We start from the raw sequence: 14894 nt of genomic DNA, 5'->3' as shown, positions 1-14894 counted from the left end.
TCTAAATATATAACAAAATGCTACTTGCCTCGGCTGTCTGCGGCATCTATCATTTTAAATTCAATAATTTCACAATTTCATCGTAGCTTAATGTTTCTTTTTCTAATAACGTTTTTGCAAGCAAATGGAGTTTATCCATATTCTTTTCAAGAATCGCTTTTGCTTCTTTATAATCGCGATTCATGATTTCTTCCGCACTTGCTTGAAACAGTCCCTCATCATGAAAAACATCATTGACAATCAGGACTTGTTTATCTGCCATGCCATATTTACTTACCATATCTCTTGCAATACGATTGGCATTTTTTAAGTCGCTTGAGGCACCCACGCTAATATTATCTTTACCATAAATCAATTCTTCAGCAACATAACCACCAAAGGATGTGGCAATAACCGCTTCAAGTTCTTTTTTGGTGAGTGAATATTCCTCAGATTGCGGCTGAAAATGGGTTACACCCAATGAGTAATCTCTTAAACCAATCGTTAATTTATGTAACATTCTAGGATGATTCGGATGTAATAAACCAACTAAAGCATGCCCTGCTTCATGATAAGCCGTGCGTTTTTTGTCTTCCTCACTATAAGACAGGCTGTCTTGTTTTACGCCTAATGCCAGCTTATCATTAGCCTCTTCAAAAGAAGCCATATCGACTGATTTCTTATTATTTCGAGTGGCATCGATTGCTGCTTCATTTACTAAATTAGCAAGTTCAGCCCCTGAAAAACCAATCGTCATCTTTGCTAAGGTCTTTACCTCAACATCAGGTGCAAGAACAATATTTTGCAAATGCGACTGAAGAATCGAAGCTCTTTCTTCAATAGTGGGCAGTCTAAAGAAAACTTTGCGATCAAAGCGTCCTGGACGCAACAATGCACTATCAATAATATCTAATCGATTTGTTGCTCCAATAAAGATAATCCCTTCATTAATGTTATTTTGAATATTATCCATTTCATTTAAAAACTGATTGATTGTCTGGTCTCGCCCTGAGGCATCCCCTCCCCCCGTGCGCTGAGGAGCTAAGGCATCAATTTCATCGATGAACACAATGCAAGGCTTATATTTTCGAGCCAATTTAAACAGTTCTTTGACTCTTGCTGCCCCAACCCCAACATAACGTTCATCAAAATCAGCACCGGATACCGCAATAAAATTCGCTTTGGCTTCTCCAGCAATTGCTCTTGCCATTAAGGTTTTACCAGTACCCGGAGGTCCATACATTAAGATCCCATTAGGAGGTTTTGCCCCAAGTCGAGTAAATTTTTTGGGATCTTTCAGAAAATCAACGACTTCTGCCACTTCGCGTTTGGCTTCATTCATGCCACCAATTTCAGATAAATTAGTTTTAAGTTGGCTACTTGCTAAAACTTTGGCAGAAAATTGTGGATTAGCATCTTTTTCATAAGTTGAGACTTTTTTGAATGCTAAATCAAACGATTCGTTATCAACCGCAGACTTGTTATTTTCTGCAGCAAAAATAGCCGCTTCATTCACTAAATTGACAATATCAGCCCCGGTAAATCCTGCACTTTGTATGACTAGATTTCCAATATTTAAATCATTACTGACGACAATTTTTTTAAGCGCTTGTTCAAAGATAGCTTTGCGATCATCATCCAATGGCAGTTTCATTTCTATTTGCCAATCAAAGCGACCAGGGCGCAAAATGGCAGGATCTAAGGCTTCAATGCGATTTGTGGCTGCTAATACCGCAATATCCGCATTTTTTTCCTCGTCTAGATTTTGCATCTCTGAAAGCAACTGATTTAAAGTTTGAATGTGGCTAGGTGAAATTTCAGGCGTATTGCGCGCAGGTGCTAAAGCATCAATTTCATCAATAAAAATGATTGCAGGCTTGTTTTTTCGAGCCAGTTCAAAAAGCTCCCGCACTCTTGCAGCGCCCTTACCGACAAACATTTCTTCAAAAGCGGATCCTGAAACTGAAATAAACGTTCGATTGGCCTCTCCTGCAATCGCTCTTGCTAATAAGGTTTTGCCTGTTCCTGGCGGGCCATAAATTAAGATCCCCTTGGGAGGAATCGCGCCCAATTTAGTAAACTTATCGCTGTTTTTCATAAAACCGAGATATTTTTCTATTTCAGGTTTAGCTTGGCTCATGCCAGCAATATCGCTGAGTTTGGTTTTGATCTTATTGGCAGGAATAACATCGACCGATAAATTATTTTTAGTTTCTTGGTATGATTCATCTGTAGGCTTTTTCTCAATTTCATAGCCCAGCATGCGAATGAATTTCTCGGAATCTTTATGTCCTTGTTGCGCTGCCAGTAAAAACCAATTTAAAGCCTGTAAATTGTCCTTTGGTAAATTTTCACCTAAATAGAAGGCTTTACCTATTTTAAATTGTTGTTCAGGATCAAGATAGGATTGCTTGGTATAAACGGTTTGAGAGCCTTGGGTTGTTTGCCCTTGCGGTGCTACGCTAAATTGAATCAGTTGATAAGCCCCAACAAAGGCAAAACTTACAACTAACGTTAAAATGATTTCTTGCGTTGAAAATTTTTGTTCATCGCTTGATTTAAAGAAATGTCTTTTACAAAAAAACAGCAATCCTGCTAGGAGCAACGCGAATAGTACAGTCGTAAAAAACATTATACTTTTTCCATTTTAAATTTGAGCTGTGTTGGCTGCATTTATCTCTCTTATACCTCTTTGCTTATTTCTCTTACACCCTTCCCCTTGGGAGAGGTAAAAAATTTCTGCATGGGTCTACTTATAGACTGTATCGTCCGCGATTCCTTTCTTGCTAAGCTGTAAATATAAGCGTTACTCATATACTATTTTATAGGATATAAAAAATTAATTTGATAATGGTATAAATGATGCAGGGCTTTATCAGACCAATATTTGAGTCAAACGACTCATTTGATTTTGCAAATTTAATCCAGACTTTAAGCGACACGCCTGGATATAATCACAATAAAGGTCCTAATATGCTTAAAGCATCTAGCGATGCTGAAGCATTGCGTTCTTTTTTAATGGGTTATCAAAATACGTCTCTCACTTATCAAACCTATTTAAAAGAATTAGAACGTTTGGTGTTATGGTGTGCTCATGTGCAAAAAATATCCATTTCCGATATTACCTCCGATGATATTACGGCTTATCAACAATTTTTGATGTTGCCAGAGCCTAAAGCATTATGGTGTGGCAATAAACGTTCCAAGCGCTTAAAAAGCGGAGAAGTGAATCCCGATTGGCGTCCTTTTGCCAGTGAGTTAAGCCCTACTTCTATCAAAAAAACCATGAGCATTTTAGATAGTTTTTTTAACTACCTCGTTCAAACTCAATATCTTAAAGGGAATCCTTTAAGCGTCAATAAACGACGCAAAAAAAGAACACAGCCACAAACGATTGAGCGCTGGCTTGAGAAGACAGAAATCAATACGGTGCTTGAAGCCTTATCTGAAATGACAGAGCCGCAAGCCGATGCCTTTTCAATCATTCGAGCAAAATATATTATTCATACGCTCTTTTATACGGGGTTACGTTTATCAGAGCTTACCAATCATCGTATGGGCGATTTTACCCTAATTGAGGGCGCATGGTATCTTAAAGTTATCGGCAAAGGCGAAAAACCACGCAATATCGTAGTGGTCGATGAATATTTAGATGCATTAACAGAGTTTAGAAAAGCCATTGATTGTCCTGGTTTACCTGCTTTTAATGAAAAAATGCCCCTTATTCCCATGCAAGATAAATTAAATCCCATCAAACAACGACGTATCGATCAGATCCTAAAATGGACCTTTGAAGCAGGCGCCAGACGTTATGAGACTTTAGCCAATCAAGAGATCGAAGAGGGCCCTAAACATTTAAGACGTGCCTCAAAATTAAGAAAAGCTTCAGCTCACTGGCTCAGGCATTCTTATGGTACCTACCTGGTAAAATCCGGCTGTCCTATTGAAAAAGTCAAAACCCTCATGGGACATTCCGATATTTCTACCACTATGATATACGTTCATATCGCAACCAATGATTTATTAGATTCTGCTCAAGGCTTAAGTTTACAAGAAGAAGATTAAATGACGACAAAATCTCCTATTATTGTCTGGTTTAGACAAAATTTACGCTTGCACGATAATCCAGTATTACATGCTGCAGCTACCCTTGGGGCTCCATTAGTATTAATTTATATCGATGATAATACCTCTCATCCTTGGCAAGCCGGCGAAGCGAGTCGTTGGTGGCTCCATGAAAGTCTATTAAGCTTTGAATCAGCTCTGGCGAAAAAATATCAAGCACCACTTCTGATTTACCAAGGCTCTCCGCTTATAATTTTACAAACCTTGTGTCAGCAAACACAGGCCGAGCATGTTTTCTGGGATCGCTGTTATGAGCCTTACACAATTAAACGCGACACGGAAATTAAGGCCATGTTAACGAAGCAGAATATCACCATTAAAAGCTTTAATTGTGCTCTTTTGAAAGAGCCATGGGAATCGTTAAATAAAACGAAGCAACCGTTTAAAGTATTTACCCCCTTTTGGCGTAATTTACAGAAACTGCCAATACGCGATATTTTGCCTCTTCCCAAAAAATTTGAGTCTTTATCTTATTCATCGGATTCAACGATTGCAGACTGCATACCACTCCCGACAATTCATTGGTATGAGGAAATGGCCAAGTTATGGCAACCAGGTGAAACAGGGGCCAAAAATCATTTGGCACATTTTCTAAAAAATGCTTTAAATGATTATAAAACGCAGCGCAATCGCCCTGATCTCAAACAGACCTCTCGTTTATCACCCCACTTACATTTTGGCGAAATCAGCCCAGTCCAGATCTGGCACGCCACACAAAGTTGCCAAGCACCTCAATCTGAGCAAACCTGTTTTCTATCTGAAATTGCTTGGCGCGAGTTTTCTTATCATCTGCTGTATCATTTTCCAGATTTACCTTCATCTCCGTTTAAAGCTTATTTTAAGGATTTTCCTTGGAAAAAAAGCAAAACCTTATTGAAACAGTGGCAACAAGGACAAACCGGTTACCCTATTATTGATGCCGGAATGCGCGAATTATGGCATACCGGTTGGATGCATAACCGTGTTCGTATGGTGGTTGCTTCTTTTTTAATTAAACATTTATTACAACCCTGGCAAGAGGGTGAAAAGTGGTTTTGGGATACCTTAGTCGATGCAGATTTAGCGAATAATGCTGCATCATGGCAATGGGTTGCAGGAAGTGGTGCCGATGCTGCGCCCTATTTTCGGATTTTTAATCCCGTACTTCAAGGCGAAAAATTCGATCCTAACGGTGACTATGTAAAGAAATGGGTTCCAGAAATAGCCAAGCTACCTATTCCATATCTTCATGCCCCCTGGGATGCCCCTGAAGATATTTTGACCAAAGCTGGGGTGCAGTTAGGTAAAACCTACCCACTCCCCATCATAGAGCACACTAAAGCCCGAGAACGAGCTTTAGCGGCATATCAGACAATCAAGCAAACACCTTAGAAACATGGGGTGTTTCTTGCTTTATGATTATGAGTAAGTTCAGGTTTAACTAGGGCTGTAGCAGCCGGTGTAGAGTGCAGATTGAAAGCTGACAACAAGGTTTTTCCTGTTGCTACTTCTATTGATTCCTTCGCAGTTGAACTTAAGTGTGAAGTTAATGCTTTGATGCTCTCTTTATCTTTTTGATCTGCTTTCACTTCAGGTTTTTTTGCCCAACGTGATTTCGCAGCATCGATTACTTTACTACCGCCATTAACAATGGCTTGACCTAGTTTTAATGCTAATTCAGGTACTTCAACAGCAAGACGCGCAGCAACCCCAATTGCGACTGGCAAAATAAAGGGGCTGGCCATCAAAGCAGCTGGCACAGTAATCCCTGCGGTTAACAAAGTAGAAGCAATCGCGGGTGCGCCAACATACAAAGCAGCCCCTGTTGATGCTAATGGCAAACCATTTTTAACCGCATTTTTTGCACTAGGAATATATTGACTGAATCGGCTTTTTACCGGTGTCGCTTTTTCTTCTGCTTTGCTTTCTTGCTCTTTCTTATTGTCATCATTCGCTTTTTCGCTTCTTGGCGCTAATGAAACATTTTTATAAGACTCATCAATGTGATCTAAATAGGCATCGGTGACCTTAAGATCATCTGTCGCAAATTCAAGCGCTTCGATCTCTTCGTCTGTCGACAATGTAATAACCGCTTCTCCACCTGTAATGCTTTCATCGATTTCCACTCTATAAATAGGGAAAAAACGGGTTTCATGGTCATTGTCTAGCGCTATTACTTTTGCATCATCAATATTTTTAACAACCGAAATATGTTTCTTTTTTGTTCTTGCAGCAGATTCCAGTTGTTTTGATGTTACTTCCAACCAACCTTCTTTGCCCTTCATTTTGATGTCTTTATTAACTAAAAAATATTCTGTCATAACCGCACCTTTCATAATGAATAAAATATTAGCCGCTTAAAAAAAAACCCTGCTACCAATATCCATCAATAGCAGGGTTTTAACTAGTTCAAGAAAAATGACAATTAAGGCTTAGGAGCTGGCTTTGGCCCATTGCGCATTTCGTCCATCAATTTTTGACGATCTTCAGCTTTAGCTGCTTTAACCGCTTCTAATTGCTTGTGTTCCCATTGAGCTAAAGCGAGTTTATCGCCGTCTTTCTTGGGTTCATCTTTAGCAAATACGCCTTTTTCGTCGAATTTAGCTTCAGGCGCATCGGATAGAAGTTTATCAAGTCTAACAACAAAAGAGCTGTCTTCTTTCAATTCAAGCTGCTTTTCTAAAGATTTGATTGCTTCAACTTCAGCAGTTAAATCATCAGTATATTTTTCTTTGTTGGTACGGTTAAATTTCTTCCAAGCAGAAGAAATACCGTTAACCGCTGCTTTACCAATCGTCCAAGCTGCAAGGCCAACTGCATAGGTAGCTAAACCAACAACGGCAGGAATTGCAATTTGTGTTGCTAATGAAGCAGCTGGTAATGCTAAACCTAATTTAGCTAAAGCAGCTACAGCAGCAGGAACGCCGCCCGCATACCAGAAACCGGTACCAACAGCAGCAGCAGTAACAACAGGCGCAGCAATTCGTTTCAAACCGTTAACGAAAGAGCTTGAAGTTTCAGCTGTAACTTCTTTTGAGTTAGCAGGAGCGTCTACAAAGCTGACATCTTGCGCTTTATCATCAGCATATTTGAAAGAAGCGTTAATCAATGTGAATTGATTAGCAGGAACGGTGTAAACTTCCATTGTCTTCTTGGATTTTTTATCACCTTCAATAACAAGACTCTTTTTAGGTTTATTTAAACCTTCAATTGATTCGAGCTTGCTATCTAATGTCAAAACAGCGTGTTGCGCTTTATCTTTAGCGTCAACGCCGTATGCTGCCCATTCATTTGCTTCTTCTTCGCTAACAAATACATTGGCATTACCTTTGTCATTACCATCAAATTTCAGCGGTTTTTTTGTGCCCTTAGCAGAGATGCTAGCGTAGATTGCGTCTTTGGAGACTTCAATCAATTCATTTTTGTCATTTTTGTATTCAACTGGAACTGTACTTACATAATAAAACTTCATAGTCAACCTCTTTTATCGAACATCTTGAAACAGCAACTACCAAACATAATTCGTTTAATTTCCATTTATTTTCTGAACCAAACCTCCTTTTTTTAGCCTATTTCTAAACTAAGCTTTTTCTAAGGTTCTCTTAGAAGACCAGTCAATTTGAGTTTGTGGTCTTCTTGCATTACTGTTAGTTGACCAAAGTGGTAATAATATAATGAAGATAACTGCGGAGCTTAATAGCATTGCTGTAAAGAAGCCATGCCAACCCCACACTTCAATCATTTTACCAACAGGATAACCTGCAACAGCTGCACCAAAATAACCTAACGTTCCCGCAAATCCATTAGACGTTGCTGCAGCACGCTTATCGACAAATTCGGCAGCAGCTAAACCAACAATCATTTGCGGACCAAAAACAAAGCCGCCAATTAAGGCTAACAATGTCATATCTAAAACAACATGGTTGGCAGGAACATACTTTAACGCTAATAACGAGAAGATAAGTCCAAGTGCACAAACGACCATTGCTGGCACACGGTTACCTTTCCAGAAATAATCAGATCCCCAACCGGCAGCTATCATACCAATAAAGCCACCTACTTCAAACCAAAACACGCCACTACTTGCCAATAAATCATCCATATTCTTGGCTTCAGTTAAATAAAAGAATGTCCAATCATTAATAGCGGTTCTGACAACATAGATGAAAAAATAGGAAAGGGAGAAAATCCAAACATATTTATTGTTTAATACTTGGTTAAATAATATTTCACGAACTGACAATAAGGGATGCTTAGTTGCCTTGCATTCCTCAATATTTTGTAAAGGCTCATTTCGGTATTCTTCAACTGTTGGTAAACCTAATGTTCGAGGAACATCGCGTAAGCGGTTCATCAAGACAAATCCCATTAAGATGCTACACACCGCAGGGATAAACATAGCAAAGCGCCAACCGAATTGAATCGCACAAAACACGGCAATGATAGGAATCAGCGCTCCCCCTAAATTATGAGAAGTGCTACAAATGCTATACCAAAGACCTCGCTCAGATTGCGCAAACCAATAATTAAGTTGCTTACAACATGCAGGCCAGCCCCAAGCTTGAAACCAACCATTCAATCCCCAAAAAATAGCAAACATCCAAAGCGAAGAAGAAAGACCAAATAAAATATTTAAAATCCCAGTGATAATAAGCCCAACAGCCATGAAATAGCGGGGATTGGAGCGATCGGACATCACGCCACTAATAAATTTACTCACACCATAACTGAGATAAAGTATGGAACCTAACATTCCTAATTCAGATTTGGAGAAACCCAGATCGGCACCAATGTAAGGCATCGCAAAAGTAAAGCTCTTGCGTGTGAAATAGAAAAAAGCATAACCAAGAAAGATGGAATAACAGATGCGCATACGCCAATATCGATAATCTGCTTTGATTTTGGCTTCATCATTCATTACAGGCTGATAAGGCGCGGGTTTTAAAAAATCCAAGCTCATCCAGCTCACTATTCATTCTCCTTTGTAAGGTCATTATTATTATTGTCGTGAATTATTGATAGAAGCGGGTATGTATGTGGCATAGGGGATTTAACACAGCAATGAGAATCGCCAAGATTCTCAGCTAGGATAGAATTACCGTTGATTTGGCTACAAATTAAGTTACTCAATCAAATAAATTTCTATCAGTGTTTGATGGCGCAAAAGATATCACGGACACCCCCAAAGAGCCAACACTAAGATTCAATAAAGTTGTTTAAATGACCGCTATAGCCTCTATTTCGACTAAAGCATCACGAGGTAACCTGGAAACTTCGACCGCTGAACGCGCAGGATAAGGAGTCGCAAAATATTTCTGCATCATTTCATTTAAAACCGTGTAGCTCCCTAAATCTTTTAGGAAGACAGTAACTTTAACAATATGAGAAAAATCTCCCCCAACTGAAGCAAGTACGGCTTTCAAATTACGCAAACATTGCTCCAACTCAGCTAAGATCCCTCCCTCGACCATTTGCATGGTTTGTGGATTAAGACCAATTTGACCTGATAAAAAAACCCAATTACCAGAACGAATGCCTTGAGAGTAACAACCAACTGCCTGGGGTGCTTGTTCGGTTTGAATACGATGTTTTGTTACCATGCCCTATACCTATTGCTTTTGCCGACCTGGGAAAGAAAAAATATTATCGGTACTTGTGCCATGCACTTCCGGAAAACTATTATCCTTCAACATAAAAATCAACATAATGGTATCCGCTCGCAAATAAGTATCGCCTGTATATTGAGGCGCACTATCTTCTCCTTTGCCCAACACGTAAACGGCATCATCTAAAAACCAATAAGTTTTTTCTAAACGGATTGCACAATCCGTTAATTCTCCACGAGTCCAAGCCTCAAGATCGGATTTGGCCATTTGACCACGAAAGACGGTGATCCCGTCCGTGTATTTATTGACCTCAACTTCAACCCAAACTTTTTTTTCTGTGCTTTTAGATTTATTTTTCATCTAACGTGGATCCTGATAATAGTTTTTAAAGCTAACTATTAGATAATACTAAATAATGGGAAGAGTATATACCCATTACACTTCAAGATGCGAAGCATGACTTAAACAATGCTTGCGTATAATAAATTTAGAGTCTCGCCCCCAGTATTGGCCCTGGATTGGGGATTGCAGGAAATCCCGGGGCGGGATTTTGCTCATCGCTAGCTAGTTTTCTAAAGTAAGGAACCAAAGCTTTATTGGCGATACACTGCTTTAATCGAGTGTCTATTAACTGTGTTTGCAAATCACAGGCACTACGATAAATTTTTAATGGCGTATCAAAAAAATGCGGTAAGAAATCTCTCTTATGAGTATCGTCATTTAATCCTGCAGCAACAATCTCTCTCACAACCGTCGAACAATTATTAAAAATTTTGTGAAAATCAAAGCCATCGTCAACGATATCACGCATCGCTTTTAGCATTTTGAGGGGCGAAAGTTCATTACCATATGACATAAATACTCTTTGTGGCACACAGCCAGCAGTCGCCACATCATGATAATACTGTCGGCAAAACTCATTATATTCTCTTGCTAAGACTTTATACCTTTTCATTAAAGGTCGCATTTCATTTTCTAATAGGTATAAACTGCCTCTCACCTGCGCGCAACGCTCTGGCTCCGCAGATTCTTGACATGAAAGCAAAAAATTAAGCCGTAATAGCTTTTCTGATCGTTCCATGAGAGGGATTAATCTCTTTTGAATATGTTGTAAAGCCGTTCTTTTTGCTTTTAACATTTCTGTTAATGCTTGCGCATCTTGATCTTGTCTTGTTGGATGAATAATTTCTTCGATAGGTTGAGGGATAGCTGCCGGTTTGCCGAATATCCAATCATAAAAAGTATCACCGAATATTGATCTTAATTTACCACTGTTTGAAATCATCGTCTTCGTAAAAAAGTCTTTCCATTTTTCATCATAGTTAATATGTAAAGTAGCATTGGCAGAAAAACGATCTTGATATTCTTCTGAAAGCTCTCTTCCTGGCCACCAACTAAAATAAACAACCCAACAGGAATTATTTTGAATTCGATAGTGTGGGATAAGGCTTTTTCCTTTTTGATTACAACAATATTGCTGAATGAGAGCCGCATTTTCAGGATTGCATGGTAACGTGAGTTTTAAGGCTGCGTGACCGACACTACCGCCCCCCCATAAATAATGATAAATGGGAGCATAATAGGGATTTCCCCCCTGTTCCGTGCCCCAGGTTAATATTTCCATACCAATCATCATTTTTTCTCTTATCAACAGATAAATTAGCATTGGGTTATACCATAAAATGCTTTGGGAACCATCTTTTTACCTGCCAAGTCTCAAGAGTGACGAAGAGTCATTTTAGAAGGAGTTGTTTACGCTGAATAAAATAATAGTAGCAACAGCAATACTCTTCACGCTAGCCAACCCACCGAGTATCTTTGCTTCACAATTTGGTAGCCATTTATGTACAAATCCTGATAGAGCTTTCTCCTTTACCTCGCCAAGGCTCCCCTTCTTCAGTCATGGGATATGAGCGATTTGGCTTGGGGCGCCTATGATCCCCAAGACAACTGGATGGCTTAATCAAAACTTTGTTCATGTAGGCGCAACTCAAGTCAAAGTTGTTCCTTAAAAGCCATCATTTGCGCAGGGATGCGTGTAAGCTTTACAGCACACATGAGAATGAGTATCATTTGCGTCCATTTAAAAAACCAGAAGATGCAAAAAAATGAAGTTAAATAACACAGAAATGCTTTCTTTATCAAATGAACAGACGCTCGCGGTAGGTGGCGGATTCTCTTTAACCACTTTATTAATGCTCATCGAGATCCCACATGCGATTTTAATCGCCCGAGAAACAACCAATTATGTTGGAAAACTTTGGGTCGAAGGCTGCGAAGGCATTGCGCAAGATGACTACTTTACGCAGTTTTTCTGCCAGGCGTTTTAACCCTGTATTTTGACTAGATTGCTTCGCTATGCCCGCAATGACAAATTAACTTAAGCGTCATTGCGAGGAGTTTACGACGAAGCAATCTAGGGAATCAATTAGCCTCTGCTGGTGCTTCTGATGACCAACGCGTCAACACATCAATAATCTGCTGTGCTTGATCTCTGCTTGAAATATTGAATTTGGATTTTGCGCGATATTCGTTGTTCTTCTTCTGATAACGACGAATGCTATACTTTTCAGGACCGTAAACTTCTTTTTTCTTGTCCCAATCTTGATACTTAAACATAATCGTTGCCCAAGCACCTTTGGTTAGCACAACTTTATCTAATTCTTTGATAGTGGTTACACCGCCGTCAACGTATTCAATCGTGATTTCATCAACTGTTGATGCCATATTCAATCTCCTTAATCATCACGCGTTGCTTGGCTTCGACGCGACACTAAATAGCAAGTTAGTAATCCAGAAAAAACTGCAAATATAAGGCCACCACGTAAAACAAAAAAGATCACCTCTTTAATGCCAACCGCAGTGCCCTGGGAAAAGAGGGTGATAATAGCGAGTATTGCTAATGGAATAAAGGCACCTATTGCGAATAATTTTCTAAAACGCCATGAAACGGCAGATAGCACGATGAGGCTAACTACGATGGCAAGAATGTTAATAATCACTAATATCGGTGGCATTTAAGGTGTTTTTTTCGTATTGCCTGTTGCATCATAATCTTTAGCAAGAATGGTCTGTGTAATTTTCTCAGCTAACTGTTGCCCCTCAGCTAATTCCTGAGGGCTTAACCGTTCCAATTGCTTATCACGAGCATCCATAATTTCCGCACTTCCCCCAATGGAGGCCACTTTTAGCCAAGCATAAGCTCGTGCTTTATCAACTGCAACCCCTTTGCCATCACGATAGCATAAAGCCAGCTGGTATTGTGCTCCACGATCGCCCGCATTCGCCGCTTCTGAGAACAATGCCGCAGCACGCTTTTCATCTTTAGGGAGCAAGACACCTTGCAAATAAATCATGCCCAATTCGTAAGCAGCAGCAGAATGCTTTTGTTCGGCTGCTTTAGAAAAATAGTCAATGGCTTTTTTCTCATCTTTAATGACCCCCTTGCCCACGCGATACGCCATTGCAAGTTGATATTGAGCATCGGCATTCCCTTGTGCCGCCGATTTATCAAACCATTTCATGGCTTCAACATCATTTACTTCTGTGCCCAGCCCATCAAGATAAATATGCCCAAGCTCATATTGAATTTCAGCAACATTTCCCACGGCATTTTCTTCTAATGCTTTAATAAATAAATCTCTTGCTTTGGCATAATTTTGTTCCCCCCCCAAACCGCTTTTATAACAAGTTCCCAAGGGATAATAGCTTTCTTTTATTTTGTTATCTGCTGCTTTTTGTAGCCATTCACATCCTTTCTTAGGATTCATTTCAATTCCTTTTTCGCCTTTTAAATAAGCATTACCTAAATAAATCATTGCTTCGGGATCATTTTGCGCTAATGCAGACTTTAAAAATTCTTGTGTTTTTGATTGTTGCTTGGTGGTACCGTAACCTTCATTGTAATACTGATAAACCTTAAATTGCGCAGCACCATTACTCAGTGCAGCAGCTTTTTCAAACCATTCCAAGGCTTTTAGCCTATTTTGTGGGTATCCCTTACCATGCTCATAACCCATTCCTATTTGATACATAGCGGGAGCATAATTTTTATCCGCCGCTTTTTTCAATAATTCATTCGCTTTGGGGTAGTTCACGGGGACCCCGACGCCATCTCGATAAGCCACGGCTAAGGCAACGATTCCCTTATTGTCATCCAATTTTGCAGCTCGTTCTAGCCATTTTACATACTCAGCGTTATCTTGCTTAACGTTTCTACCCAGCTTATAAGAATCTGCAATAAAGAAAATTGCTTCGATATTATTTAGATCTGCTGCTTTAACGTAATATTCAAGCCCTTTATTGATATCTTTGGGTACGCCTAATCCATTGTAATAAGCCACACCCAATGCAAATAATGCATAATCATTGTTTAGTTTTCCCGCCTTTTCAAATAATTCAATGGCTTTGGCTTCATCAACAGGATAACCTGCTCCCTTGCTATAGTTAACGCCCAAAGCATACATTGCTGGCGCATAATCTTTAGCAGAAGCTTTTTCAAACCAATCATTGGCAACTTTAAAATTTTTATCAACGCCAACCCCTTGGTTATAAATCACCCCTAGATTATACATTGCCGGCACATTCCCCTTTTCAGCCGCTCTTTCAAACCACATAGCGGCTTGCTTCTTATTGCTCGTCATACCGATTCCCTTTAAGAAGCAGATCCCAAGATTATATTGGGCATCGACATTACCCGCTTCCGCTGCTTTTTTAAACCACATCACGGCCCGAGGGATATCCTTATTGACCATTCGCCCTTCGTAATAGAGCATTCCCAAATAAAATTGGGCATCAGGGTTATCCGCATTGGCCTCGTGTTGAACATCTAAAATATCGGTTTTATCAAAGTTACCTGTTTTAGGTGCTTGAGAGCCAGGCTGAGGTGCTGTTGCCTCGGATTGTTGAGCCGCAGCTGGTTGCGAAGCTGTTGCTGGCTGAGCTGCTGCTGGCTGAGCTGCTGCTGGCTGAGCTGCTGCTGGCTGAGCTGCTGCTGGCTGGGGGGGCAATGATGGCGCTGCGGGTTGTTCTGCGGCAGGCGCTGGCGGCGTCGCAGGATTTTGCTGCGGTGAGTTACTGGTCGCAAATAAGGAACTGCTTACCATTAGTGCATTGATAAAAAGCAACCCTTTTTTGGAAATTCGCATAATAACACCTTATAAGCAACTGATAATGGTATAAATAAAAAGGCTTCTTCGCTAATAG

At 39.9% G+C, this 14894-nt stretch carries 13 protein-coding genes; 3 read left to right on the top strand and 10 right to left on the bottom strand.

All coding sequences use genetic code 11. The annotated features are described in order from the left end of the window. Positions 1-49 precede the first annotated feature (49 nt). Positions 50-2611: an AAA family ATPase gene (locus HT99x_RS07360; RefSeq protein ID WP_075066272.1), complete on the bottom strand. Its 2562-nt coding sequence runs from the start codon at positions 2609-2611 to the stop codon at positions 50-52. 341 nt (positions 2612-2952) lie between these two features. Here HT99x_RS07360 and HT99x_RS07355 point away from each other — a divergent pair, with 341 nt between their 5' ends. Continuing rightward, positions 2953-4044, top strand: a complete 1092-nt coding sequence (locus tag HT99x_RS07355; protein WP_158003381.1) for a tyrosine-type recombinase/integrase — start codon at positions 2953-2955, stop codon at positions 4042-4044. Then, on the top strand, positions 4045-5475 hold the full coding sequence (locus HT99x_RS07350) for an FAD-binding domain-containing protein (RefSeq protein WP_075066274.1): 1431 nt from the start codon (positions 4045-4047) through the stop codon (positions 5473-5475). Here HT99x_RS07350 and HT99x_RS07345 read toward each other — a convergent pair. The 6 genes from HT99x_RS07345 to HT99x_RS07320 all read right to left on the bottom strand — a co-directional run bounded on the left by HT99x_RS07345 (position 5472) and on the right by HT99x_RS07320 (position 11325). Beyond that, positions 5472-6404, bottom strand: coding sequence for a hypothetical protein (locus tag HT99x_RS07345; protein WP_075066275.1), 933 nt, complete (start codon positions 6402-6404; stop codon positions 5472-5474). The genes HT99x_RS07350 and HT99x_RS07345 overlap by 4 nt on opposite strands. A gap of 104 nt (positions 6405-6508) precedes the next feature. Continuing rightward, the gene (locus HT99x_RS07340; RefSeq protein ID WP_075066276.1) at positions 6509-7555 is read right to left on the bottom strand and encodes a hypothetical protein; all 1047 of its coding nucleotides are present in this window, start codon (positions 7553-7555) and stop codon (positions 6509-6511) included. Positions 7556-7663: 108 nt separating this feature from the next. Further along, positions 7664-9043, bottom strand: a complete 1380-nt coding sequence (locus HT99x_RS07335) for an MFS transporter (protein WP_075066277.1) — start codon at positions 9041-9043, stop codon at positions 7664-7666. 256 nt (positions 9044-9299) lie between these two features. Further along, positions 9300-9683: a Rid family detoxifying hydrolase gene (locus tag HT99x_RS07330; protein ID WP_075066278.1), complete on the bottom strand. Its 384-nt coding sequence runs from the start codon at positions 9681-9683 to the stop codon at positions 9300-9302. A 9-nt stretch (positions 9684-9692) separates the two neighbouring features. Then, positions 9693-10049: a hypothetical protein gene (locus HT99x_RS07325; RefSeq protein ID WP_075066279.1), complete on the bottom strand. Its 357-nt coding sequence runs from the start codon at positions 10047-10049 to the stop codon at positions 9693-9695. Positions 10050-10176: 127 nt separating this feature from the next. Continuing rightward, on the bottom strand, positions 10177-11325 hold the full coding sequence (locus HT99x_RS07320; protein WP_075066280.1) for a hypothetical protein: 1149 nt from the start codon (positions 11323-11325) through the stop codon (positions 10177-10179). A 472-nt stretch (positions 11326-11797) separates the two neighbouring features. Here HT99x_RS07320 and HT99x_RS07315 point away from each other — a divergent pair, with 472 nt between their 5' ends. Next, positions 11798-12019 (top strand): hypothetical protein, encoded by a 222-nt coding sequence (locus tag HT99x_RS07315; RefSeq protein WP_075066281.1) that lies wholly within the window; start codon positions 11798-11800, stop codon positions 12017-12019. 94 nt (positions 12020-12113) lie between these two features. Here the strand turns inward: HT99x_RS07315 and HT99x_RS07310 are convergent, their stop codons facing one another. Genes HT99x_RS07310 through HT99x_RS07300 form a run of 3 tightly spaced genes read right to left on the bottom strand, consistent with a single transcriptional unit; the run spans position 12114 to position 14836 of the window. After that, positions 12114-12416: a hypothetical protein gene (locus HT99x_RS07310; RefSeq protein WP_075066282.1), complete on the bottom strand. Its 303-nt coding sequence runs from the start codon at positions 12414-12416 to the stop codon at positions 12114-12116. An 11-nt stretch (positions 12417-12427) separates the two neighbouring features. Beyond that, positions 12428-12706 (bottom strand): hypothetical protein, encoded by a 279-nt coding sequence (locus HT99x_RS07305; protein ID WP_075066283.1) that lies wholly within the window; start codon positions 12704-12706, stop codon positions 12428-12430. After that, positions 12707-14836, bottom strand: a complete 2130-nt coding sequence (locus HT99x_RS07300) for an SEL1-like repeat protein (RefSeq protein WP_075066284.1) — start codon at positions 14834-14836, stop codon at positions 12707-12709. It abuts the gene before it with no gap. Positions 14837-14894: the final 58 nt, after the last annotated feature.

Source organism: Candidatus Berkiella aquae (assembly GCF_001431295.2).
GTDB classification, from domain to species: Bacteria; Pseudomonadota; Gammaproteobacteria; order Berkiellales; family Berkiellaceae; genus Berkiella; species Berkiella aquae.
Note: the sequence above shows the minus strand (reverse complement) of the source record. Positions and strands in the feature narration are given on the sequence as shown.